Source organism: Rhizorhapis suberifaciens (assembly GCF_014200045.1).
Classification (GTDB): Bacteria; Pseudomonadota; Alphaproteobacteria; order Sphingomonadales; family Sphingomonadaceae; genus Rhizorhapis; species Rhizorhapis suberifaciens.
Genome location: NZ_JACHOV010000001.1, coordinates 296,798 through 318,713, shown reverse-complemented (window position 1 = coordinate 318,713; position 21,916 = coordinate 296,798). Strand labels below are relative to the sequence as shown.

At 59.1% G+C, this 21,916-nt stretch carries 19 protein-coding genes; 9 read left to right on the top strand and 10 right to left on the bottom strand.

The window, feature by feature from the left end:
- Nucleotide 1: 1 nt before the first annotated feature.
- On the bottom strand, nt 2–1,171 hold the full coding sequence (gene carA, locus HNQ99_RS01620) for a glutamine-hydrolyzing carbamoyl-phosphate synthase small subunit (RefSeq protein ID WP_184473882.1): 1,170 nt from the start codon (nt 1,169–1,171) through the stop codon (nt 2–4).
- A 153-nt stretch (nt 1,172–1,324) separates the two neighbouring features.
- Between carA and HNQ99_RS01615 the strand changes: the two genes are divergently transcribed.
- The 5 genes from HNQ99_RS01615 (at nt 1,325) to HNQ99_RS01595 (ending at nt 6,983) form a co-directional block, all read left to right on the top strand.
- Nucleotides 1,325–1,777, top strand: coding sequence for a GatB/YqeY domain-containing protein (locus HNQ99_RS01615; protein WP_184473881.1), 453 nt, complete (start codon nt 1,325–1,327; stop codon nt 1,775–1,777).
- Between the two features lie 39 nt (nt 1,778–1,816).
- Nucleotides 1,817–2,218, top strand: coding sequence for an endonuclease domain-containing protein (locus tag HNQ99_RS01610; RefSeq protein WP_184473880.1), 402 nt, complete (start codon nt 1,817–1,819; stop codon nt 2,216–2,218).
- A complete protein-coding gene (gene dnaG / locus HNQ99_RS01605) occupies nt 2,218–4,101 on the top strand; it encodes a DNA primase (protein WP_184473879.1) in 1,884 nt (627 codons plus the stop codon). The genes HNQ99_RS01610 and dnaG overlap by 1 nt, the downstream gene beginning before the upstream one ends.
- A 38-nt stretch (nt 4,102–4,139) precedes the next feature.
- Complete coding sequence (gene rpoD, locus HNQ99_RS01600; RefSeq protein WP_184473878.1) at nt 4,140–6,182, top strand: RNA polymerase sigma factor RpoD; 2,043 nt, start codon at nt 4,140–4,142, stop codon at nt 6,180–6,182.
- A gap of 123 nt (nt 6,183–6,305) precedes the next feature.
- A complete protein-coding gene (locus HNQ99_RS01595) occupies nt 6,306–6,983 on the top strand; it encodes a DUF6975 family protein (RefSeq protein ID WP_184473877.1) in 678 nt (225 codons plus the stop codon).
- A gap of 29 nt (nt 6,984–7,012) precedes the next feature.
- On the opposite strand, the gene HNQ99_RS01590 is transcribed toward HNQ99_RS01595, so the two are convergent.
- From HNQ99_RS01590 to HNQ99_RS01580, 3 genes are read right to left on the bottom strand one after another with little or no spacing between them, the layout of a single operon-like run.
- Entirely contained in the window at nt 7,013–7,876 is an 864-nt protein-coding gene (locus tag HNQ99_RS01590; RefSeq protein WP_184473876.1) for an RMD1 family protein, read from the bottom strand.
- A 56-nt stretch (nt 7,877–7,932) separates the two neighbouring features.
- Entirely contained in the window at nt 7,933–9,135 is a 1,203-nt protein-coding gene (locus tag HNQ99_RS01585; protein WP_184473875.1) for an exo-beta-N-acetylmuramidase NamZ family protein, read from the bottom strand.
- The gene (locus HNQ99_RS01580) at nt 9,132–9,674 is read right to left on the bottom strand and encodes a DOMON-like domain-containing protein (RefSeq protein WP_184473874.1); all 543 of its coding nucleotides are present in this window, start codon (nt 9,672–9,674) and stop codon (nt 9,132–9,134) included. Before HNQ99_RS01580 ends, HNQ99_RS01585 begins: the two co-directional genes overlap by 4 nt.
- 44 nt (nt 9,675–9,718) lie before the next feature.
- Between HNQ99_RS01580 and tyrS the strand changes: the two genes are divergently transcribed.
- A complete protein-coding gene (tyrS, locus tag HNQ99_RS01575) occupies nt 9,719–10,933 on the top strand; it encodes a tyrosine--tRNA ligase (RefSeq protein ID WP_184473873.1) in 1,215 nt (404 codons plus the stop codon).
- A 94-nt stretch (nt 10,934–11,027) separates the two neighbouring features.
- Nucleotides 11,028–11,366 carry a PilZ domain-containing protein gene (locus HNQ99_RS01570; protein ID WP_184473872.1) on the top strand — a complete coding sequence of 113 codons (339 nt, stop codon included), beginning with the start codon at nt 11,028–11,030 and terminating at the stop codon, nt 11,364–11,366.
- 6 nt (nt 11,367–11,372) lie between these two features.
- On the opposite strand, the gene HNQ99_RS01565 is transcribed toward HNQ99_RS01570, so the two are convergent.
- On the bottom strand, nt 11,373–12,485 hold the full coding sequence (locus HNQ99_RS01565) for a mechanosensitive ion channel family protein (protein WP_184473871.1): 1,113 nt from the start codon (nt 12,483–12,485) through the stop codon (nt 11,373–11,375).
- Between the two features lie 141 nt (nt 12,486–12,626).
- The gene (recG, locus tag HNQ99_RS01560; RefSeq protein WP_184474027.1) at nt 12,627–14,690 is read right to left on the bottom strand and encodes an ATP-dependent DNA helicase RecG; all 2,064 of its coding nucleotides are present in this window, start codon (nt 14,688–14,690) and stop codon (nt 12,627–12,629) included.
- A gap of 104 nt (nt 14,691–14,794) precedes the next feature.
- Here recG and HNQ99_RS01555 point away from each other — a divergent pair, with 104 nt between their 5' ends.
- Together HNQ99_RS01555 and mfd are read left to right on the top strand one after the other, a co-directional pair.
- On the top strand, nt 14,795–15,061 hold the full coding sequence (locus tag HNQ99_RS01555; RefSeq protein ID WP_184473870.1) for an FAD assembly factor SdhE: 267 nt from the start codon (nt 14,795–14,797) through the stop codon (nt 15,059–15,061).
- A gap of 55 nt (nt 15,062–15,116) precedes the next feature.
- Nucleotides 15,117–18,578, top strand: coding sequence for a transcription-repair coupling factor (gene mfd / locus HNQ99_RS01550; protein ID WP_184473869.1), 3,462 nt, complete (start codon nt 15,117–15,119; stop codon nt 18,576–18,578).
- Between the two features lie 39 nt (nt 18,579–18,617).
- On the opposite strand, the gene HNQ99_RS01545 is transcribed toward mfd, so the two are convergent.
- The 4 genes from HNQ99_RS01545 to HNQ99_RS01530 form a co-directional block, all read right to left on the bottom strand.
- The gene (locus HNQ99_RS01545; RefSeq protein ID WP_184473868.1) at nt 18,618–19,505 is read right to left on the bottom strand and encodes a BON domain-containing protein; all 888 of its coding nucleotides are present in this window, start codon (nt 19,503–19,505) and stop codon (nt 18,618–18,620) included.
- Between the two features lie 178 nt (nt 19,506–19,683).
- Nucleotides 19,684–19,956, bottom strand: coding sequence for a DUF4242 domain-containing protein (locus HNQ99_RS01540; protein WP_184473867.1), 273 nt, complete (start codon nt 19,954–19,956; stop codon nt 19,684–19,686).
- A 64-nt stretch (nt 19,957–20,020) separates the two neighbouring features.
- Nucleotides 20,021–20,791 (bottom strand): ABC transporter permease, encoded by a 771-nt coding sequence (locus HNQ99_RS01535; RefSeq protein WP_184473866.1) that lies wholly within the window; start codon nt 20,789–20,791, stop codon nt 20,021–20,023.
- The gene (locus tag HNQ99_RS01530) at nt 20,788–21,726 is read right to left on the bottom strand and encodes an ABC transporter ATP-binding protein (protein WP_184473865.1); all 939 of its coding nucleotides are present in this window, start codon (nt 21,724–21,726) and stop codon (nt 20,788–20,790) included. Before HNQ99_RS01530 ends, HNQ99_RS01535 begins: the two co-directional genes overlap by 4 nt.
- Nucleotides 21,727–21,916: the final 190 nt, after the last annotated feature.

Sequence of the window (21,916 nt, the reverse complement as noted above, 5' to 3'; positions counted from 1 at the left end):
TTCACCTAGCTCCCAACCCCTTCACAAACCGCTGGAACAAATAGAAACTGTCCTGCGGCCCCGGAGAGGCTTCGGGGTGGTACTGCACCGAAAACGCGCGCTTGTCGGTCAACTCAATCCCGCAATTGCTGCCGTCGAAGAGCGACACATGCGTCGCCCTCACATTCCCCGGCAACGTATCGGTATCGACCGCAAAGCCGTGGTTCATCGACGTGATCTCGACCGCGCCGTCCTCCAGCCTTTTCACCGGATGGTTCGCGCCGCGATGGCCCTGGAACATCTTCACCGTCTTCGCCCCTGCAGCCAACGCAAGGAGCTGGTGGCCGAGGCAGATGCCGAAGATCGGCATATCGGCATCAAGCAGCTTGCGGATCACCGGCACGGCATATTCGCCAGTCGCCGCCGGATCGCCCGGTCCGTTGGAAAGGAACACGCCAGCGGGCTTTTGCGCAATGATGTCGTCAAAGCTCGCGGTAGCGGGCAGCACCGTCACCTTCGCTCCTGCGCGCACGAGATTGCGGAAGATGTTCCGCTTCGCGCCATAGTCGATGGCGACGACGTGGGGGCGCTCCTCGCTCGCCTCACCGACCCCATAACCAAATCCCAACCGCCAGACGCCGTCCTTCCACAGCCGCGTTTCCTTGCCCGTCACCTCGATGGCAAGGTCCATGCCCTCCAGTCCCGGCCAGCTCATCGCCTTGTCTAGCAGCGCGTCGAGATCGAACCGCCCCTGCGGATCATGCGCGATCACCGCATTAGGCGCGCCCGACAGCCTTATCCGCCGCGTCAGCGCCCGGGTATCGATCCCCGCCAGCCCGATCCGGCCATTCGCCTTCATCCACTCGTCAAAGGGCTGCACATTGCGGAAGTTGGAGGGCGCGGTCACATCCTCGCGCACGATGCATCCAAACGCATGGGGCGCATCTGCCTCTACATCGTCCAGGTTGGTGCCGACATTGCCGATATGGGGGAAAGTGAAGTTGATGATCTGCCCGGCATAGCTCGGGTCCGTCATCACCTCCTGATAACCGGTCATGGCGGTGTTGAAGCACAACTCGCCTGCGGCCTCACCCACGGCCCCAAAGCCTCGGCCGAACAGGACTGTACCGTCCGCCAGAACCAATACCCCTGTTGCTCCATCGGGCACGGTCAGGGATTTGGCGCTCGCCATGGCTTGATCCTTTTTCTTGTCCTGGGCATGCCCGCATTTAACAGGCTAAACGGACGCGGAACTAGGCTGCCGATGCCCCCGGGTCAATCCTATTAAAACCAGAATTATGCCGCTATAGCTGTATCTTTCCAGACAAGAGGATGAAAGCGCCCGATGATTCGCGACGAGATCAAATCTGCCCAGACCACCGCGATGAAGGCCGGGGACAAGGCAAGGTTGGCCGCCGTGCGGCTGATCCTTGCAAAGATCAAGGATCGGGACATCGAACTGCGCACTGCTTCTCAGGTGCCAGAGGACGATGTGCTGGTGACCGATGTCTTACAGAAGATGGTGAAGCAGCGCCGCGAATCAATAGCGATGTACGAGCAGGGCGGAAGAGCCGAACTCGCCGCCAAGGAGCAGGCGGAACTGGACGTGATCGAAAGCTTTCTTCCTACGCAAATGAGCGAAGAAGAAACGCGCGTGGCAATCGAGGCGATCAAAGCGGAATTGGAGGCGTCATCGGTCAAGGACATGGGCAAGGTCATGGCGGTGCTGAAGGAACGCCACGGCACGCAGCTTGATATGAGCAAGGCGAGCGGACTGGTGAAGGCGGCGTTAAGCTAAATCTCCCCTCCCGCTTGCGGGAGGGGTCGGGGGTGGGCATTGCAAGGCAACGACAAAACATACCGCCGCCCAACCACGCGAGCTCAGGAACTCCGCAACAACGCCACCGAGGCGGAATGGCACCTCTGGAAATTTCTCCGCAAACGCCAGCTCGAAGGCTACAAATTCAGCCGCCAAATGCCCGTCGGACCATTTATTTGCGATTTTATGTGCAGGGAAGCTAGGCTGGTTATTGAACTGGATGGCGGCCAGCACGGGCAAATGCTTGAGGAGGACAGAAGACGCACGGCCTTTATCGAGCGGGAAGGATTTCGCGTCCTGCGCTTCTGGAACAATGATGTGATGGGGCGGACGGAAGGAGTCCTGGAAATCATTTGTGAGGCATTGATCGGTTCAAGCCCACCCCCAGCCCCTCCCGCAGGCGGGAGGGGAGATATTTAATGTCCCTCTCTCCTCAATTCCTCGACGAACTCCGCGCCCGCACCACCCTTTCTACGCTCATCGGCAAGACGGTGAAGGTCCAGAAGGCGGGCCGCGAATATAAGGCATGCTGCCCCTTCCATAACGAGAAGACGCCCAGCTTCACGATCAACGACGAAAAGGGCTTCTACCACTGCTTCGGCTGCGGCGCGCATGGGGACGTTATTCGCTGGATGACCGACCATCGCGGCCTGCCCTTCATGGAGGCGGTGAAGGAACTCGCGGCCAATGCCGGCATGGAAGTCCCCGCCCCGGACCTGCGCGCCGCCAAAAAGGCGGAGGAGGCCGCAACCCTTCATGAGGTCATGGCCGCAGCTCAGGACTGGTTCGTCGAACAACTCCAAGGCATCGAGGGACAAGAGGCGCGCGAATATCTGAAGCGACGGGGGATCAGTGATGTCACGCTTAAAAATTTCGGCTTCGGCTATTCTCCTGATGCGCGTGGACGCCTGAAGGAATCATTGAAAAGCCATGGCGAGTTACGCCTCGTCGAAGCCGGACTCCTGATCGACCCGGACGGGGCCGAGTCGGATAGCGACACCCGCAAAAAGCGCGACAGTTACGACCGCTTCCGGGGCCGCCTGATGATTCCAATCCGCGACGCCCGCGGCCGTGTGATCGCCTTTGGCGGGCGCATTCTGGGCGCGGGCGAGCCCAAATATCTGAACTCGCCGGACACGCCGCTCTTCGACAAGGGGCGTACGCTCTACAATCTCGACCGCGCTTCCCCTGCGTCCCGGCAAACCGGGCGGGTGATCGTGGTGGAAGGCTATATGGATGTCATTGCCCTTTCCCAGGCCGGCTTCAAGGAAAGCGTCGCCCCGCTGGGCACCGCACTTACTGAGCATCAGATCGAACGGTTGTGGAAAATGGTGGAAGTCCCCGTTCTCTGCTTCGATGGCGATTCGGCAGGACAAAAGGCCGGCATCCGCGCCGCCATGCGCGCCCTGCCCCTCCTACGCCCTGGCCATAGTCTTGCCTTTGCGACGCTTGCCCCTGGGCAGGACCCTGACGATCTGGTCCGCGCGCAAGGACCCGCCGCTTTCGAAGCTGTTCTCCAAAACGCCGAACCACTGGTCGAACGCCTCTGGAAACATGAGGTGGGGAGCGGCCCGCTCGACACGCCCGAGCAGCGCGCCGGCCTGAAACAGCGGCTCCGCGACATCGCGGCTCAGATCGGCCATGACGATATCCGCGTGCTTTATGCGCAGGCCTTCCGCGAACGGATCGACGCCCTCTTCTTCAGGCGCAGGCAGAGCGTTCCTGCGCCGTCATTTCAGCCCCGGAAACCCTGGAAAAAGGGCGACTTCCGCCCTTTCCCTGAGCCTCTATCCGGAGAGGTTCGCGCGATCGGGACCGCCGGCCTTGAAGGCATATTGCTGAACGGCGTCATCAGCGGCCTGCTCCGCTATCCAGGCGAGATCAGAGCCCATATGGAGGAGCTGTCCCACCTTTATATCGCCGACGCCCAAATGCAGGCGCTGATGGAATTTTTGCTTTCCTCGGCAATGCAGCAGGAAATACTTGATACCGATGCCCTCCTTACCATATTGGGGCAAGGTGAATTGTATAATATGGCGAGAGGGCTGCTTCGGGCCGATGCGCTGAATTTCACCTTCACCCGCAAGGATGCTGATCCCAGCCGCGCCCGTCGCGATCTGGGCGAAGCCATTCGGGTCATGGTGGCTGGACCGGAAATCGAAAGCGCGTTGGCTGATGCAACGCGCAGGATGAGTGAGACGTTGGATGAGGTGAGTTTCACGGAACAACAGAAGCTCCGTGAAATGAAGGCTGAACATGAACGACGGCTCGCCGACCTGATGCAGCCTGACGATAATATATGACGTATGTGAGACGTTAGAGAAGTTTGTAGGGCGAATAGATGGCGAGCAAGGCGAATAAGACTCAGACCGACGAACTCGACAGCGGCGATGCACCGCTTCTCGATCTCAACGAAGCATCGGTAAAAAAACTGATCAGCCGCGCCAAGAAGCGCGGTTATATCACTTATGACGAATTGAACGACGCCCTGCCGCAGGACCAGATGTCCTCCGAACAGATTGAAGACGTCATGTCGGCGCTCAACGACATGGGCGTCAATATCGTCGAGAACGAAGAAGCGAGCGAAGAGGGCGAAGAAGCCCAGGACGATGAAGGCGATACCATCGACGCTGCCGAGGAGGAGGATGACGATGGCTCATCCCGCTCCGTTCCCGAGAAAAAGAAAGAAACCGTCGACCGGACGGACGACCCCGTGCGTATGTACCTGCGCGAAATGGGGGCTGTCGAATTACTGAGCCGCGAAGGCGAAATCGCCATTGCGAAACGCATCGAAGCCGGTCGCGATACAATGATCCTTGGTCTGTGCGAAAGCCCGATCACCTTCCACGCAATTATCGAATGGTCCACGGCCCTTAACAATGGCGAAATGCAGCTGCGTGAGATCCTGGATCTCGACGCCATGCTGTCGAAGGACCCGGCTCCCGAAAGCCTTGAGGAAGGTGCGGAGGACGACGGCGAAATCAGTGAGAAAACCGCCGGCCCCACCTACAAGGAAGAAGAGGATATAGAGGAAGAGGCCGAAGAGGAGGACGAAGAGGACTCCATGACCGAGCGTCGCGCCCGGACCACCGGCGATGATGACGACGATGAAGACAACACCCTGTCGCTCGCTGCGATGGAGGAACTGCTAAAGCCAGGCGCGCTGGAAAAATTCGCCGCCATCACCGAGCTTTTCAAGAAATTTTCTCGGGTGCAGGCGCTGCGGCTTGACGCTCTTGGCGCAGGTAATGACTTCCCCAAATCAGAGGAAGACAAATATCAGAAGCTGCGCGAAGACCTGACCGCAGAGGTCGAAAGCGTACAATTCCACGGCGCCAAGATCGAATATCTGGTCGACCAGCTCTATGCCTATAACCGGCGGCTGACCGCGCTTGGCGGGCAGATGCTGCGCCTTGCCGAGCGGCATAAGGTGCCGCGCGCATCCTTCCTACATGAATATGTGGATCATGAACTGGACGAAGGCTGGCTGGAAAAAGTCGCTACGCTGGACAAGAAATGGGCCGCCTTCGCGCAACAGGAGGTGGGCGCCGTAGATCGTATCCGCGCAGAAATCTCCGAGATTGCCCAGGCGACCGGCATGTCGCTCTCTGAATTCCGCCGCATCGTCAACATGGTGCAAAAAGGCGAACGCGAGGCCCGCATCGCCAAGAAGGAAATGGTGGAAGCGAACCTTCGCCTCGTGATCTCCATTGCCAAGAAATACACCAATCGCGGCCTGCAATTCCTGGACTTAATCCAGGAAGGCAATATCGGTCTCATGAAGGCCGTGGATAAATTCGAATATCGTCGAGGCTATAAATTCTCGACCTACGCGACCTGGTGGATTCGGCAGGCAATCACGCGCTCGATTGCCGATCAGGCCCGGACGATCCGCATTCCGGTCCACATGATCGAAACGATCAACAAGCTGGTTCGCACGTCCCGCCAATTCCTCCACGAACAGGGCCGCGAGCCCACGCCCGAGGAAATGGCCGAACGTTTGTCCATGCCGCTCGAAAAAGTGCGCAAAGTAATGAAGATCGCCAAAGAGCCGATCTCCCTCGAAACACCCATCGGTGACGAGGAAGATTCGCATCTGGGCGATTTCATTGAGGACAAGAACGCGATCATTCCAGTTGACGCCGCCATTCAGGCGAACCTGAAGGAGACGGTGACACGCGTTCTCGCCTCACTCACTCCGCGTGAGGAGCGGGTGCTGCGCATGCGCTTTGGCATCGGCATGAACACTGATCATACGCTGGAGGAAGTGGGCCAGCAGTTCTCCGTGACGCGCGAACGTATTCGGCAGATCGAGGCGAAGGCGCTGCGCAAGCTGAAGCATCCCAGCCGCAGCCGGAAAATGCGTAGTTTCCTTGATCAATAAGGATTTTTTCTGATTGGCTGCATATAATTGATGCGGCCGTAAACCAGACATTTACGCTATCGCGCTATGACCTTGGGGACGGCAGTTCCGCACCCCCAAGGTGCCTTTCATAGGGCGATGTGCATGCACGGCAATCTGGCAAGACAAGGGCACAAAGGCGGCATTTCCGAACTGCTGCTTACCCTTACCGATCTGGATGGAACTGCTGGTCACAGCTTTCCGTCCGCCAGCGGCCTTGGCATCGGCGGTGACCTGACGCGCAACCTGCCCAATCTGGCGGATGCCGCACATTATCTTTCCATGATTCATGGGCGGCATCCCGGCTTGATCGATCATGCCGCCCTGCATACGACCGACAATGAAGCACGCGAATGGCTCATCAAGTCCGCTGACGGCTTTGCGGCCGAGCGCCGCTTCCTGACCCAGGTCACCGTTGCCGCCGGGCCCGTACCCAGCACCATCGGGCAAAGCGATGCCGACACGACTATTCTGGGGCAGCGGCATGCACTTGAGATGCTGGCACAATCCGATCGTCGCGGCTGCGCCGTCGGCGCGGCTTTTGCATTGGTCTTAGACTGGGTGGCCGTCCGCCGTATCTTGGATGCAGCAGCCCTGCGTTTAGGCCTAAGTCCCCACCGCAGCACATTGCCTGGCCGGCAGGAAACCTTGGCCGTGGCAGTTGCGATTTGTGAGGACGAGGCCGTTGAACGGGCGGTATATTTTGGCGCACGCCAACTTTTGGGCCAACATCGCGGTCTGTGGGATCTGCTAAGTGCAAGAGCCGCTGCACGACAGGCATAAAGCCTGACTTCCGAAGGCCGATGCCGGTCCTAAACCAGCCACCGATCGTAGACCGTCAGTGCCACTTCGAACGCGATCAGCGCGATGATCGCCAGTTCAAGGCGCACGGCACGCTTGTCCTGCACCAGATTAAGCAGCGCGTCCGCGGTGTCGCCGATAACCTCCAGCTTTGCGCCGATCACCTCGGCCCGCTCGTCCAGCTCATATTCCGCCTCCAAACGGGCATAAAGCCGGTCGAGTTCGGGATGGTCCCATAACAGGTCGGGCTTCTCACCCACTTGCGCACGGCCCACAACGCGGTGCCGCGCATCCAGAACCTCGCCAATGTCCTGCATCACCCGTCGAATCGGCAGCCCCGCCCGGCCCCGCGAGCGCAGCGCAGTGACCAGAGGTTCAATGCGGTCGAATGTCTGTGCAATGCGGCTTTCGTCCCTTGCGAGCACAACGCTGCGCGCCAGCACTGTTGCCACAAGCAGCAACCGCTCAATTCCCCCTTCGCGCAGGATGATATGACCGCTCGAATCCACCTGCTCGTCGGCTGACGGCCTTATTTCGACAGACGCCTTTTCGATCTCCGGCACGTCCAGCGGGTCGATGATGTGGTCCTTCAGGCGCTCCAGCAGGTCCTGTTCAATCCCATCTTTAGCGCCGAACAGCACGAGAACGCCGTAGCGGAACACGAACACCGCGCCCAACCCTTCGGTCTCAAGGCTTTCGGGTTCCACAAATCCAGCCAGGTTGCGCGTGTCGATGCGCTCACCCACCAAAATGGCGCGAACCTTTGCCCTTTTCAGTGGTCCGCCAAGCGACGAACCCACCACTTCCCGCACTCCCACCATCGGAGGACGAGCAGCCACCGGAGAGGACGTCGTAACTGGCTTTTGAATGTTCATTGCATCGCTCAATGTAACTTAGGAGCGTAATGCCCCCAAGCAGAAGCGATCATACATCAATAAAGAAGAAAAGCCCGCCGTTCTTGCTCCCAAGCCTGCTCATCAGGCAGTGCCAATGCATCAAGATCATCGGGACGCGCCGCGCTATCATCGACCCATTCCCGCAGTAGCGGACTGCCGTTGATCACGTCGATGGGCAGCTTTCCAAGTTCATATTCATAGGGAAAGTCACGCCATAAGTCATAGTCGGGTGAAAGTGATCGGATCGCTTTGAACGCCAATGCTTGTACGCGCCAGGGGCGAAAGGCCGCATGATCATAAAACCGCCCCTCCGCGTGGATATGAATACCGCTGCAAAGCTTGCCTACATGCTTGTGGAACGTAGGTTCGAACCAGCAATCGCGGAGCACACATCCGGCCAGCCAATGCGGTGCCAGGCGGCGCATTTCGGCAATTACAGCGCGGGCGTCGATATCTGGCGCACCAAAAAGTTCAAGCGGTCTGGTGGTGCCGCGCCCTTCTGACAAGGTGGCTCCTTCCAGCATGACCGTACCGGCATAGGCCCGCGCCATGTTGACGTTAGGGGCATTGGGGCTGGGATTGATCCAGATCCGGTTCTCCCCAGGCCAGCCATAGCCAGGTCCGGATTCCGGCCGCCATCCCTCCATTCCAATGGCAGAATAATCGACGTCGAGTTTGTAATGGTCAATGAACCACTGCCCCAATTCTCCTAGCGTCAATCCATGCCGCATGGGGATGGGGCCAGCACCGACAAAGCTTTCCCAACCCGGACGAAGGATTAGCCCTTCCACAGGGCGTCCTGCCGGGTTGGGCCGGTCCAGCACCACCACCTGTTTACCGTGCTTGGCCGCCGCTTCGAGCACGTAAAGCAGTGTTGTGATAAAGGTGTAGATGCGGCACCCCAAATCTTGAAGATCGATGAGAATCACATCGAACCTATCCATCATCTGGTCGGTTGGTCGCCGTACTTCACCATAAAGACTGAAGACGGGAATGCCGTGAATGGGATCGTTGAAGTCGGCCGATTCCACCATATTATCCTGCTTGTCCCCGCGCAGGCCATGCTGCGGGCCAAAGGCGGCAGTCAGGCGAATATCTTGGCAAGCGGCCAAAGCATCCAGACTATGGGTGAGGTCTGCCGTGACCGAGGCAGGATGAGCCAGCAACGCGACGCGCTTGCCCGCCAAAGGAGCGCGAAAGCTGTTGTCGGATAGAAGTCGATCAATGCCAAATTTCATGATTCTCTCGCTGCCCCCAGTTTCAGCGCAAAGCAATCCCAATGATGAAAATCCGGCTTTCCGCCAGGATGGTTCAGCGCCCACCAGGAGGTCTTCCCATCCCGCTGTTCAAGGACGGCTGAGATGCCTGCGGGGCCGTTGAGATCGCGGACCAAATTCCCAAGATCGAGAATCGCGGTAAGCCGCAGCGCCTCTCTCTCCACGGCAAAACGCACCACAGGCTCCACTCCTGTCAGAACCTGCATGCCATTCCGATAGCCTTCGAAACGGTACCCCGCCCAGCAGGTGGATGGCGAAAAGTTGAACTCCGCATATTTTCCGCCATCCAGCGCAACGAACAGCTCAAAACAGGTCGTTTGCCAAAGATTGTCCGCTCGCTCGGGATTAGCAATGGGGGGCAGCTTCAGCACATCTGTGTCACCTGTAACCCGGTAATCCAACTGCAGCGCGCAGGAGTGAAGCATCGACACCTCAACCGCGCACATGAGGCCCGCGGAACCCTGGCTCGCCGGATGACGCACCAGGGTCCTGTTCGCCAATACCCTACCCAAGACAGCAACCCCATGCTATGCGCCCGCGCGCTATGACAGAATTCAAATCCGATCTCCTCCGCTTACTCGACCAGCGCGGCTATATCCACCAGATCACCGATGCCGAAGGGCTGGATGAGTTGGCCGCCAAGCAGATCGTTCCGGGATATATCGGTTTTGATCCCACCGCTCCTTCGCTGCATGTCGGCCATCTTGTGTCCATCATGATGCTGCGCCAGTTGCAGAAGGCCGGGCACAAGCCAATTGTCCTCATGGGCGGCGGCACGGGCAAGATTGGCGACCCAAGCTTTAAGGATGAAGCACGCAAGCTCCTCACAGAAGACATCATCGAGCAGAATGTGGCGTCGATCCGGCGTGTGTTCGAACGGTTCCTGACCTTCGGCGATGGGCCGACCGACGCAATCATGCTGGACAATGCCGAGTGGCTGGACAAGCTTGAGTACATCCCTTTCCTGCGCGAAGTCGGCCAGCATTTCTCCGTCAATCGAATGCTGAGCTTCGATTCGGTGAAAATGCGCCTCGATCGCGAACAGTCGCTGAGTTTCCTGGAATTCAATTACATGATCCTCCAAGCCTATGACTTTATGGAATTGTCCCGGCGCGCCGCCTGCCGGTTGCAGATGGGCGGATCGGACCAATGGGGCAATATTGTCAATGGCGTGGAATTGGCGCGCCGCATGGACGGAACGCAAGTCTTCGGGCTCACGACGCCGCTTCTCACCAATGCCGACGGCACCAAAATGGGCAAGACGGTCGGCGGCGCGGTATGGCTGAACGAAGAGCAGCTTTCGGACTATGACTATTGGCAGTTCTGGCGGAACACCGATGACCGGGATGTCGCCGCCCGCCTGAGGTTGTTCACCGACCTTCCTGCGAACGAAATCGACCGGCTGGCGACATTGCAGGGCAGCGAAATCAACGAGGTCAAGAAGATCCTCGCAAACGAAGCGACAGCCCTTTGCCGGGGGCCCGCCGCAGCCGCGCAGGCGGCGGAAACCGCGCGACGCACATTTGAAGAGGGCGCTGCCGACGCCAACCTTCCTGCGGTCAAGCTCGTGGCGGAGATGACTGTAATGCAGGCTCTCACAGGCTTAGGTTTTGCTGCTTCGAACAAGGAGGTGAAGCGCAAGGTGAGTGAAGGGGCCATTCGTATCAACGATGTTGCGGTAAGCGATCCCCTTACGCCTGTTGCCCTCGGAGACAAGATAAGCTTTGGAACGAAGAAGCATGGCGTCATAGTGGATTGATCAACAGTTTTTTTTCAACGCGTTAACCATCTACGGCCAGATTCCTTTAGTAAATTTCGCGATACTTTCCGATGGGGAAGAGCGGAGTGCATATATGAAGAATCTGCGTTCGCTGAGCGAGCCTGCAAGTCCAGCCCATCTCCGCCGGACAGGCCGGGACCTTGTCGATTTCAAGACCAGCTTTTCCTCTCATCAGGGGGACGGCGATCTTCACGTGGTCAACATTTCCCCATTGGGCCTGATGGCGCGCACAGAAGCGCCGGTCAGCAAAAGCGAGCGCTTGATCGTTCAGCTTCCGCTGTGCGGGAAGGTCGAGGCGTTGGTGCGTTGGGTGGAGGACGGCCGGATAGGCACGGAATTCGTCACGCCCGTATGCGATCGGACCTACGCCCGGATGCTGTCGCTTATTCCGGGCCGACAGCCGGCCTGGTAGATCGCCTCAATTCGCATTCAACGCCTCTTCCTCCGTAAGGAAAATGGGCCGGTCCACCTCCGCACCGCCGACGAGGTGACGGTTGCGAGGCAGTGCTTCCGGCATTTCATCGCGTAGGAACGTCATCACGGCTTCGCGCACGTCGCAACGCAGGTCAAAGGCGTCGCCGGCATTCCCGGCACTCAGCAGCGCGCGAAGTTCCAGCGCTTCCGGGCGGTGTTCAGTTACCTGAAGCACGACAACGCGTTTGTCCCAGCGGGAATTGGATGCAGCCGTCTCCTCGATCTTGCGCCGGATGCGGGCGACATCGGCAGCCGGATCGACATGGAAAAAGACAGTCCCCAGCAAGTGACTGGTTTCGCGGGTCCAGTTCTGGAAGGGCTTTTCCAGGAACCACGAGACGGGGACCACCAGCCGACGATCGTCCCATAGGCGGACGACAACATAGGTGAGGCTGATTTCTTCGATTCGGCCCCACTCCCCCTCTACGATCACTACGTCATCCAGTCGGATGGGTTCGGTAAAGGCCATCTGAATCCCGGCCAGAAGATTTTTGAGCGCTGGTTGGGCGGCAGCGCCGAGCACCAGTCCGGCAATGCCCGCAGAAGCCATCAGGGTCACGCCAATGGCGCGCACTCCCGGAATGGCGATCAGCATCATGGCGAGCGTGATGAAGCCGATGACGAACTGTACGATACGATGGAGGATGGCGACGCGGGTGCGCCGGCGGCGGGCGCGAAGATTATCGGCGACGCTAATGTCGTTGCGCAATTCCACGATCTGCCGCAAAGCGCCGATGAACGCGATGGCCATCCAGCCGATGAGGGCTGCGAGCAACATCCGCGAACCAATGGCCCAATAGCGGTCCAGCGCCTCGCCAAGTGGCAGGGGCTCTATCACAATGCCTAAACCCACCAGCACCATCAGCCAGCGAACAGGCTGCTGCAGGGCATGCAAGACAATGTCGTCATCCTCTCGTCGCGTGTGCTGCATGAGGCGCTTGGCGAGCCAGAAAGCAAACTTGTGCAGGACAAGTGCGGTCAGGATGGCGGCGGCAATCATGGCCAGCGCACCGAGCGGGGTCGCTGGTGGAGCGAGGCTGAGGTCCGTTCGAGTCATGGTCGAGGGAACGCGGAAGGACCGCTGAGGTTTCGGCCTTTCCGTTCAAGTCGGTCGAGGCGTGGTCCGATGGGCCTGAAATGCTGCAACACTGCTTCAAGAAAGGAACGTTGATTTTGCAGGATTAATGGCCGATTGAAATCAGCCGCTCCGCAGCAGGGCGACGGCGGCATCGCGCTCGAAGAGGTAGAGGCATGTCCGGGCCGCTTCGCCCCGAGCGCTTCCCAAACCGCCATCGCGCTCCACCAGCAGCCGAGCGTCGTCGCGGGCAATGGAAACGAGCGCATCAATCTGTTCGGGCGTCGCAAGCTTGAACTGCGCCTCACCTGACTGGCGTGTACCCAATATTTCACCCGCCCCGCGCAGGCGAAGGTCCTCCTCTGCTATGCGGAAGCCGTCATTGGTTTCGCGCATCAGCGCCAGCCGCGCACGCGCCGTTTCGCTAAGGGCGTTGCCTCGAATGAGAAGGCAGATCGATTTCTTGTCCCCGCGCCCTACCCTGCCCCTCAACTGGTGCAGTTGGGCTAGGCCGAAACGGTCGGCCCCTTCGACGACCATAAGACTTGAGTTGGGGACGTCGACCCCGACCTCAATGACGGTAGTCGCCACCAGGACCTTGATATCGCCACGCTGGAAGCGTTCCATCACCGCGTCCTTCTCTGGCCCCTTCATTCGGCCGTGAACAAGGCCAATGGAATCGCCAAAGCGCAGGCGCAGCGATTCGGCCCGATGTTCAGCCGCGGCGAGATCGATCTTTTCGCTTTCCTCGACCAGCGGGCATACCCAATAGGCCTGCCCTCCACCGGCCATGTGGCGGCCGAGGGCATCGACAATCTCCGGCAGCCGCTCTGCAGACATGACGCGCGTTTCAATGGGCTGACGGCCCGGCGGCATTTCGTCGAGGCGCGACACGTCCATTTCGCCATAATAAGTGAGTGTCAGCGTGCGCGGGATCGGCGTCGCCGTCATGGCGAGAAGGTGCGGCACCCGTTCCGCCTTCGCCGTCAGCATCATGCGTTGGGCGACGCCGAAGCGGTGCTGCTCGTCAATGACAGCCAAGGCCAGTTTTTTGTAAGCGACCGCCTCCTGGAAAATGGCATGAGTGCCAACCAGGATATCGATCGAGCCATCGGCCAATCCCATCAAGGTTGATTCCCGCACCCTCCCCTTTTCCCGGCCTGTGAGAATGGCGATATTGACCGGGACGCCTGCGAGCATCTTTTGCAGAGTGGCGAAATGCTGCCTTGCTAGAATTTCGGTCGGGGAAAGCATCGCGCCTTGTGCGCCGGCCTCGACCACATTCAAAAGCGCCATCAGGGCGACCAGTGTCTTCCCCGCCCCGACATCGCCCTGCAGCAGGCGGAGCATCGGCTGAACCTGCGCCATATCGCCCGCAATTTCGTCACTGGCGCGGCGCTGAGCGCCCGTGGGAGCAAAAGGCAGTTTCACCATCGCCCGGAGATGGCCGTCCCCTTCTATAGGAATGCCGCGCCGCTTTCGCGCGCTCGCCCGCACCAGCATCAATGCCAGCTGTCCAGCGAAAATTTCGTCATAGGCCAGTCGTTCGCGTGGTTTTGCGTTGGCTGGATCGTTATGCGCGGCGTGCAGCGCTTCGCCCCAGTCCGGCCAGTGCTTCTGCGCGACTACACTCGGTTCGATCCATTCGGGCAGAGTAGGCGCTCGTTCGATGGCCTGGCCGGCAATATGGCGCATCCGGTTGTTGGTCAGTCCCTCCGACAGGCTATACACTGGTTCTCGTTCCGGTACGTCTCCAGCCTCTTCGGGAGCGAGTACATAGTCGGGATGAATGATCTGCAGTTCCTGGCCATAATGTTCGAGCTTGCCGGAAACGAAGCGTTTTTCTTTCAGTGGCAGCAGCTTACGCGCCCAAGCTGAATTTTTTCCGAAATAGACAAGCGAGACATAATTGCCGTGTGCATCCGTAGCGTGGACCCGGAAAGGGGCGCGGGCGCTGCCGCTCGCCTTGTAATCCACCGGCGTCAGTTCGATGGAAATCGTGCGACCTGCATCGGCCATGTCGAGTTCCGTGACTCGCTTCCGGTCGATCCAGTTGAGCGGGAGATGAAACGCCGCATCGACCACGCGGGCCAGCCCCAAGCGTTCAAGCGGCTTCGTCAGCTGAGGACCTATGCCTTTCAGCGCCGATATTTCGGCAAAGAGCGGATTGAGAATATCGGGTCGCATGGCTAAGGGACTTATAGACAAGCCGGCTGGCCTTGAAAGCGCCCGCCGGCCGATTTTTATTGCGCCCTTAAATGGCTGGGTGCTGTGTAGGAAATCGTGAACCCATGGAAAAAGACATTCGCCTGCGCCGCCTGCAATTCCGGGCATGGCATCGAGGCACTCGCGAAGCCGACATGATGATCGGCGGTTTTTTCAATCGCTATGGACCGCTCTGGTCGCCAGCGGAGTTGGACTGGTTCGAACGACTGCTGGAGGAGGACGATGTCGACATCATGGCCTGGGCCATCGGCAAGCAGCCAGTGCCGCACGCCTTCGCCGGCCCGCAAATGGATGCGATGAAAAAGCTGGATTATCTGGAGATTCCGGGTTGAGCTTCGCTTCCTTCCACCCTCTGTTTTTTGAAAAATTCTTTTCTTACGCCATGGCATGACCGACCTTCAGAAGCTCCTGAAATCCACCCACCCACTTACCCTTGCGGGCGTGCCGCAGGGGTTTTTGCCGTGGCTGCTTGCGGATCTGGCTCGAGCGGCCAAAGCGCGGGCGGTTTATATCGCGCCCGACGACAGCGCGATGCGAGCAGTGGCCGATACGGCCGCTTATTTCGCGCCCGAACTGCAGATCATCCAGATCCCGGCATGGGACTGCCTGCCTTACGACCGTTCTTCGCCGTCGCTGCGGTCAATGTCGGAGCGGCTGGCAGGGCTGCATGCCTTGCAGGAAAAGCATAGCCGTCCGCAACTGGTGCTCACCACCATCAATGCCATTACCCAAAGGACGCTGACGCCTTTCCGTGTTCGACAGTTGGTGGCGCGGCTTACGCCCGGCGAAAGCATCGCGATCGAGAAGCTGGCCGAATTGCTGCAAGCCAATGGCTATGTGCGCGTCGAAACCGTCGCCGACGCAGGCGAATTTGCCGTGCGGGGTGGCATTGTCGATCTTTTCCCTTCTGGGCAGGATTTGGCGCTAAGGCTCGATTTCTTCGGAGAGGAAATTGAAAGCGTTCGGCAATTCGATCCCGCCGACCAGCGCACCACCGGCAGGATCGACGGCTTTACCCTGCTGCCTGCATCGGAGGCTTTGCTCGACGAGGACAGCATCAAGCGCTTCCGAGGCCGTTATCGCGAAAAGTTCGGCGCGATGGCAACGGGCGACCCACTATATCAGGCGATCAGCGACGGTCGGCGGCTGGCCGGGATGGAGCATTGGCTACCCCTGTTCGAAGACAGGCTGGCAACGCTGTTCGATCATTTGGGTGAAGATGCGCTATATGTGCGTGACAGTGGCGTCACTGGCGCGGCCGAAGCGCGGTTTGAGGCGGTCCGGGACTATCATGGCAACCGCAAACAGGCCGCTTCTTCCGATCCTGGGAGCTATCGTCCGCTTGATCCGGAACAGCTCTATCTCTCCAACGAGGAATGGGATGCCTGCATTGGGCGGCATGTGGTGCATTTGGCGACTGCTTTCCACGAGCCAGAGAGCGAACAGGTGGTCGATTTCGGCGTCGACAATGCGCGCGATTTCGCGCCGGAACGGGCGCAGAACGCCAATGTCTATGAGGCAGTAGGGAAGCATATCGCGTCACTGCAGCGCGCGGACAAGAAGGTGGTGATCGCGAGCTATTCCGTCGGCGCGCGGGAGCGGCTTTCGGGGCTGCTGGCAGACCATGGCGTCAAACGGCTCACCAAGGCCGAAGACTGGCAGGAGGCGCTGGGAATTGCGGCCGGTGGCACGGTCGCCCTTTCGGTGCTGCCGCTCGACCACGGCTTTACCGCGCCCGACGTAGCGGTGCTGACCGAGCAGGATATGCTCGGCGACCGCCTCGTGCGGCGGCAAAAGCGCAAGAAGAGCGCAGATGCCTTCCTCGCCGAACTGGCGACACTTACGCCCGGCGACCTGGTGGTGCATGTCGATCATGGCATCGGGCGCTATGAAGGGCTGACATCCATACCAGTGGGGAACAGCCCGCATGACTGTGTCGCGCTGGAATATTCGGGCGGTGACAAGCTTTATGTGCCGGTCGAGAATATCGATGTCCTGTCGCGCTATGGCAATGACCATGACGGCGTGATGCTCGACAAGCTGGGCGGTGAGGCCTGGCAGCGGCGTAAGGCGAAAATGAAGGAGCGAATCCGCGAAATTGCGGGTGAGCTTCTGAAGACCGCCGCCGAGCGTGCTTTGCGGCCAGGACAAGTGGCCGAGCCCGACAGCGGCGGCTACCCGGCATTTGTCGATCGTTTCCCCTATCAGGAGACGGACGATCAGGACCGGGCAATTGCCGACGTGTTGGATGACTTGGCGGCGGGCAAACCCATGGACCGCCTGGTGTGCGGCGATGTTGGCTTCGGCAAGACGGAGGTGGCGCTACGGGCGGCCTTTGTTGCGGCGATGGCAGGGATGCAGGTAGTGCTGATTTGCCCCACCACCCTGCTCGCCCGGCAGCACGCCATGAATTTTGAGGAACGGTTCAAGGGCTTTCCGCTGAAGATCGGGCGGCTGTCGCGACTGGTCGGCGCCAACGAGGCCAAGGCCGTGAAGGAAGGCCTTGCCGACGGCACCATCGATGTTGTGGTCGGCACTCATGCATTGTTGGCAAAAGGACTTGAATTCAAACGCTTAGGTCTCGTTATTGTGGACGAAGAACAGCGCTTCGGCGTGGTCCACAAAGAACGGCTGAAGCAGCTGCGGACCGACGTGCATGTGCTGACACTCACCGCGACACCGATCCCGCGCACCCTGCAAATGGCGATGTCTGGATTGCGGGAGCTTTCAGTGATCCAGACGCCCCCCGTCGACCGGCTGGCGGTACGGACCTACGTGATGCCCTGGGACCAGGTGGTGGTCCGCGAAGCTTTGCTGCGTGAACATTATCGTGGCGGGCAGAGCTTCTTTGTCGCGCCCCGCGTATCGGACCTGACGGACATTGAGGAGTTCCTGCGCAAGGAAGTGCCAGAGGTCCGCTATGTGGTTGCGCATGGACAGATGGCCCCGAGCCAGGTGGAGGAGCGGATGTCGGCCTATTACGACAAGCGCTATGACGTCCTGCTTTCGACCACGATCGTGGAGAGCGGCCTCGATATTCCAAGCGCAAACACGCTCATCATCCACCGCGCTGACCGGTTCGGGCTGGCGCAGCTTTACCAGTTGCGCGGGCGGGTCGGCCGGTCGAAGACGCGGGCATATGCCTATTTCACCACGCCCGCCGACCGTCTGATCACTGAAACGGCGGAAAAGAGACTGAAGGTGCTTTCTGACCTGGACAGCCTGGGCGCGGGATTCCAGTTGGCGAGCCACGATCTCGACATACGCGGCGCGGGCAATCTGGTGGGAGACGAACAGTCGGGGCATATCAAGGAGGTCGGCTTCGAACTTTACCAGTCGATGCTGGAAGAAGCGATCATGGAGGCGAAGGCGGGCGGCTCCGGCCTTGCTCCGCGTGAGAGCTTCTCCCCGCAAATCACCGTAGATGCGCCGATCATGATACCGGACGACTATGTACCTGACCTGGATCTGCGGATGGGCCTATACCGGCGCATGAATGAGTTGGAGGACCGCCAGGGCATCGAGTCCTTCGCGGCGGAACTGATCGACCGGTTCGGCAAGCTGCCGGAGCCTACGGAAAATCTGCTGCGCGTGATCGAGATCAAGATGAACTGCACAAAGGCCGCGATCGCCAAGATCGACGTGGGGCCGAAGGGCGCGCTGGTCAGTTTCCACAATGATAGCTTTCCAAACCTTCCAGGGCTGATCGCCTATGTGCAGCGGCTGAACGGCGTTGCAAAATTGCGGCCCGACAGCAAGCTGGTGATCAACCGCGCCTGGGGCGATCCGAAATCGCGAATCAATGGGGCGCTGCAATTATCGAAGGGGCTTGCGAAAGCGGCGGCATAGGAAATCCTCCCCGAGATATCCCGGGGAGGATCCAGATCTTCAGGTCGTCTGTTTCGATCTTGCGCCAGTCGTTGTCGAGCCAGCGCCCGTTGACGTGCCGGTGCCGGCGGTGCCCGTAGCGCCTATCGAGCCAGTAGCCATGCTGGACGCGCCGGTCGTGCTGCCAAGACTTGCGGACTGCATCTGCACGCGCAGATTATTCTGGACGTTCTTCACGCCCGACACATCTTCCGCACAGTCCTCCGCACGGCGTTTCACGTCACGAGCGTCCACAGTCCCGGCCAGCGTCACTTCGCCATTGGATACCGTCACTTCGATGTTCGATGCATCCACGCGCGGATCGTCGCACAGGCGATCGCAAACGTCTTCACGAATACGGTCGTCGGAGCGAGTATAGCCCTTGGGCCCGCGGCCGCGATATTCGTCCATCCTGCGACGGCGTTCTGCATCATCATCGCCGAACCATGAGCGGACTTCGTCACCTGCCCGATCCCACCAGCCGCGATCTTCCTCCTCGCGCCCAGCTTCACGAGAACCATAGGCTCCGCTAGATCGCCGCGACCAATCGCCGCCAGTGCGGCCATAGGATGTCGACCCACTGCCAGCATAGCTGCGGCTGCCTTGCCAACCGCCGCGCCCCCATTCGTCCTCGTCACGGTCGTAAATCGAACGGCCGCGTTGACCATATTCGGCCCCAGAGGCGCCTTCGCGGCCATAGCCAAAGGACCCTGGACGATAATAGTCTTCGCTACCGCCGCCGATGCCGCCGCCATAATAGTCGCGGCCGTAACCACTTTCGGATTCACTGCTGCGGCCATAATCGCGACCGCCGCGAGAACGCCCATAGTCGCTTCCATATTGTCCACCGCGATACTCGCCGCCAGAACCGCGACGATACCGTTCTTCATCTCTCCATCTGTCTGCCATTTTCGCATCCTTTCTTGAAAGGCGCGTTCGTTTCTCCGGGCTTTTGCCGGTCTGCTTGATCGGGAAACCACGGAGGTTGCGCTACTGCTCCAATGCGTCCCTGCTGAGCAGGGTTCCGGAGGAAGCGACGAACCGTGACGACATCAGGAGCATGGCTGGATGAAGCAGCCGAGGCTTTCTATTCTGCGGTTGTCGGATCGATAACACGCTTTACCGCCGCGATGCTGTTCGCCGGAAGGCCGGCAGTTTCCGCATGGCGGCGGATCAGGTCTTCGCTGGGCGCGCGGTAGATGCAGTAGATCTTGTTGTCGGTCACATAGCTATGGACCCACTGTATATCCGGCCCCAGATCGCGCAGCACCGCGCAGGAGGTTTGGGACGCGCCCTTCAACTCGTCAGCGCTTAGATCGCCTGCACCCGGCATTTCCCGTTCAATGACAAACTGCGGCATGATGAGTCTCCCGCCAATAATTCCTGCAAACTACACTTTAAGCAGGTGGACGGCCAGCCCCGGCTCAGTCCTTCAGCCGATAGCCTGTCCGGAATATCCAGATGATCGCGCCGAGGCATAGCACCAGCATCAGCATGGTAAAGCCAAGGCTGACGCCGATGCTGACGTCCCCCTTGCCAAAGAAGGTCCAGCGAAAGCCGCTGATGAGATAAACCACCGGATTGAACAAAGTCACCGTCCGCCAAAATGGCGGCAGCATTTCGATCGAATAGAAAGCGCCGCCCAGGAATGTCATCGGCATGATCACGAGCAGCGGAATGACCTGCAACTGTTCAAAATTCTTTGCCCAGATGCCAAGAATGAATCCGAACAGGCAAAAACTGACTGCGATCAACGCCATGAAGGCGATCATGGCCACCGGATAAGCTATCGCCACGTCGACAAACAGGTTCGCCGTCGCCAGAATGATCAGGCCCAGAATCATGGACTTTGTAGCCGCCGCACCCACATAAGCGACTACGATTTCCAGCGGAGAAATGGGAGCGGACAGCGGTTCGTAAATTGCCTTGGTCCATTTCGGCATGAAGATGCCGAAGCTCGCATTGAAGATGCTTTCGGTAAACATCGACAGCATGATAAGGCCCGGAACGATGAACGAGCCATAGGGTACGCCCCCGATTTCCGTCATCCGCGAACCAATCGCCGACCCGAACACAATGAAGTAAAGTGATGTGGTTATGACGGGCGTCATCAGGCTGGTCATGATGGTCCGCCTGAAGCGATGCAGCTCCGCACGGTAAATGGTCAGGATTCCGCGAAGATTAAAGCTCATCATGCAACCTCGCTCACCGGCGCATGGACAAGGCCGACGAAGATATCTTCCAGGGAGCTCTCCCTGGTGTTGAGGTCGCGATAGGCAATGCCCAGATCGCCCAGACACCGCAGAAGGGTGGAGATACCCGTGCGCTCCGCCTTGGTGTCGAAAATATATTCGACCTGCATGCCATCGTCTGAGAGACGAAGCTGCCAGTCGGATAGCTCCTCTGGAAGTTCCTCCAAAGGCTCGGAGAGGTGAACCGTCAAAGTCTTCTTGCCGAGCTTCTTCATCAGCATGTTCTTTTCTTCCACCAGGATCAGCCGCCCCTTGTGAATGACCCCCACTCGATCGGCCATTTCCTCCGCCTCTTCGATATAATGGGTGGTCAGGATGATGGTGACGCCGCGTGTCCGCATCTGCCGCACCAACCCCCACATGTCGCGCCGCAATTCTACATCGACACCCGCCGTCGGCTCATCAAGGAAGAGTATGTCGGGTTCATGCACAAGCGCCTTGGCAATCATCAGGCGGCGTTTCATGCCGCCCGACAACGCCTCCACTTTTGAAGCGCGCTTGTCCCAGAGCGTCAGGTCCCGAAGTACTTTTTCAACATAAGCAGGGTCGTTTTTCTTGCCAAAAAGTCCGCGGCTGAAATTGACGGTCGACAGGACCGTTTCAAACATGTCCAGCGAGATTTCCTGAGGCACAAGACCGATTTTCAAGCGAGCGGCCTTGTAATTGCGGACGATGTCATGACCATCTACCAGCACGGCTCCGCTACTGGGCATCACAAGGCCGCAGACAATGCTGATCAGCGTCGTCTTTCCCGCACCATTCGCGCCCAGCAGCGCGAATATCTCACCCTTACGGATTTCCAGATCTATATTGTCCAGCGCCTTTGTGCCTGTCGCGTAGTTTTTCGACAGGCCTGATACGGAAATCACCGATGACATCTGATGAAGTGCCTCCCTTTAGGAGATATGCTGTTTTTTTATGAACGTAAGGAAGTTGAGGCCGGTTGCAAGGCAGTACAAACATAGCTTTTTTACAAAAGCACGGTCTAAGATAATGAGCGCATCATTCCGCCACCAGGTACAGAAATAGTTTCTTCCACTCTCCGCCCCTTTCCCATTCGTTACCTAG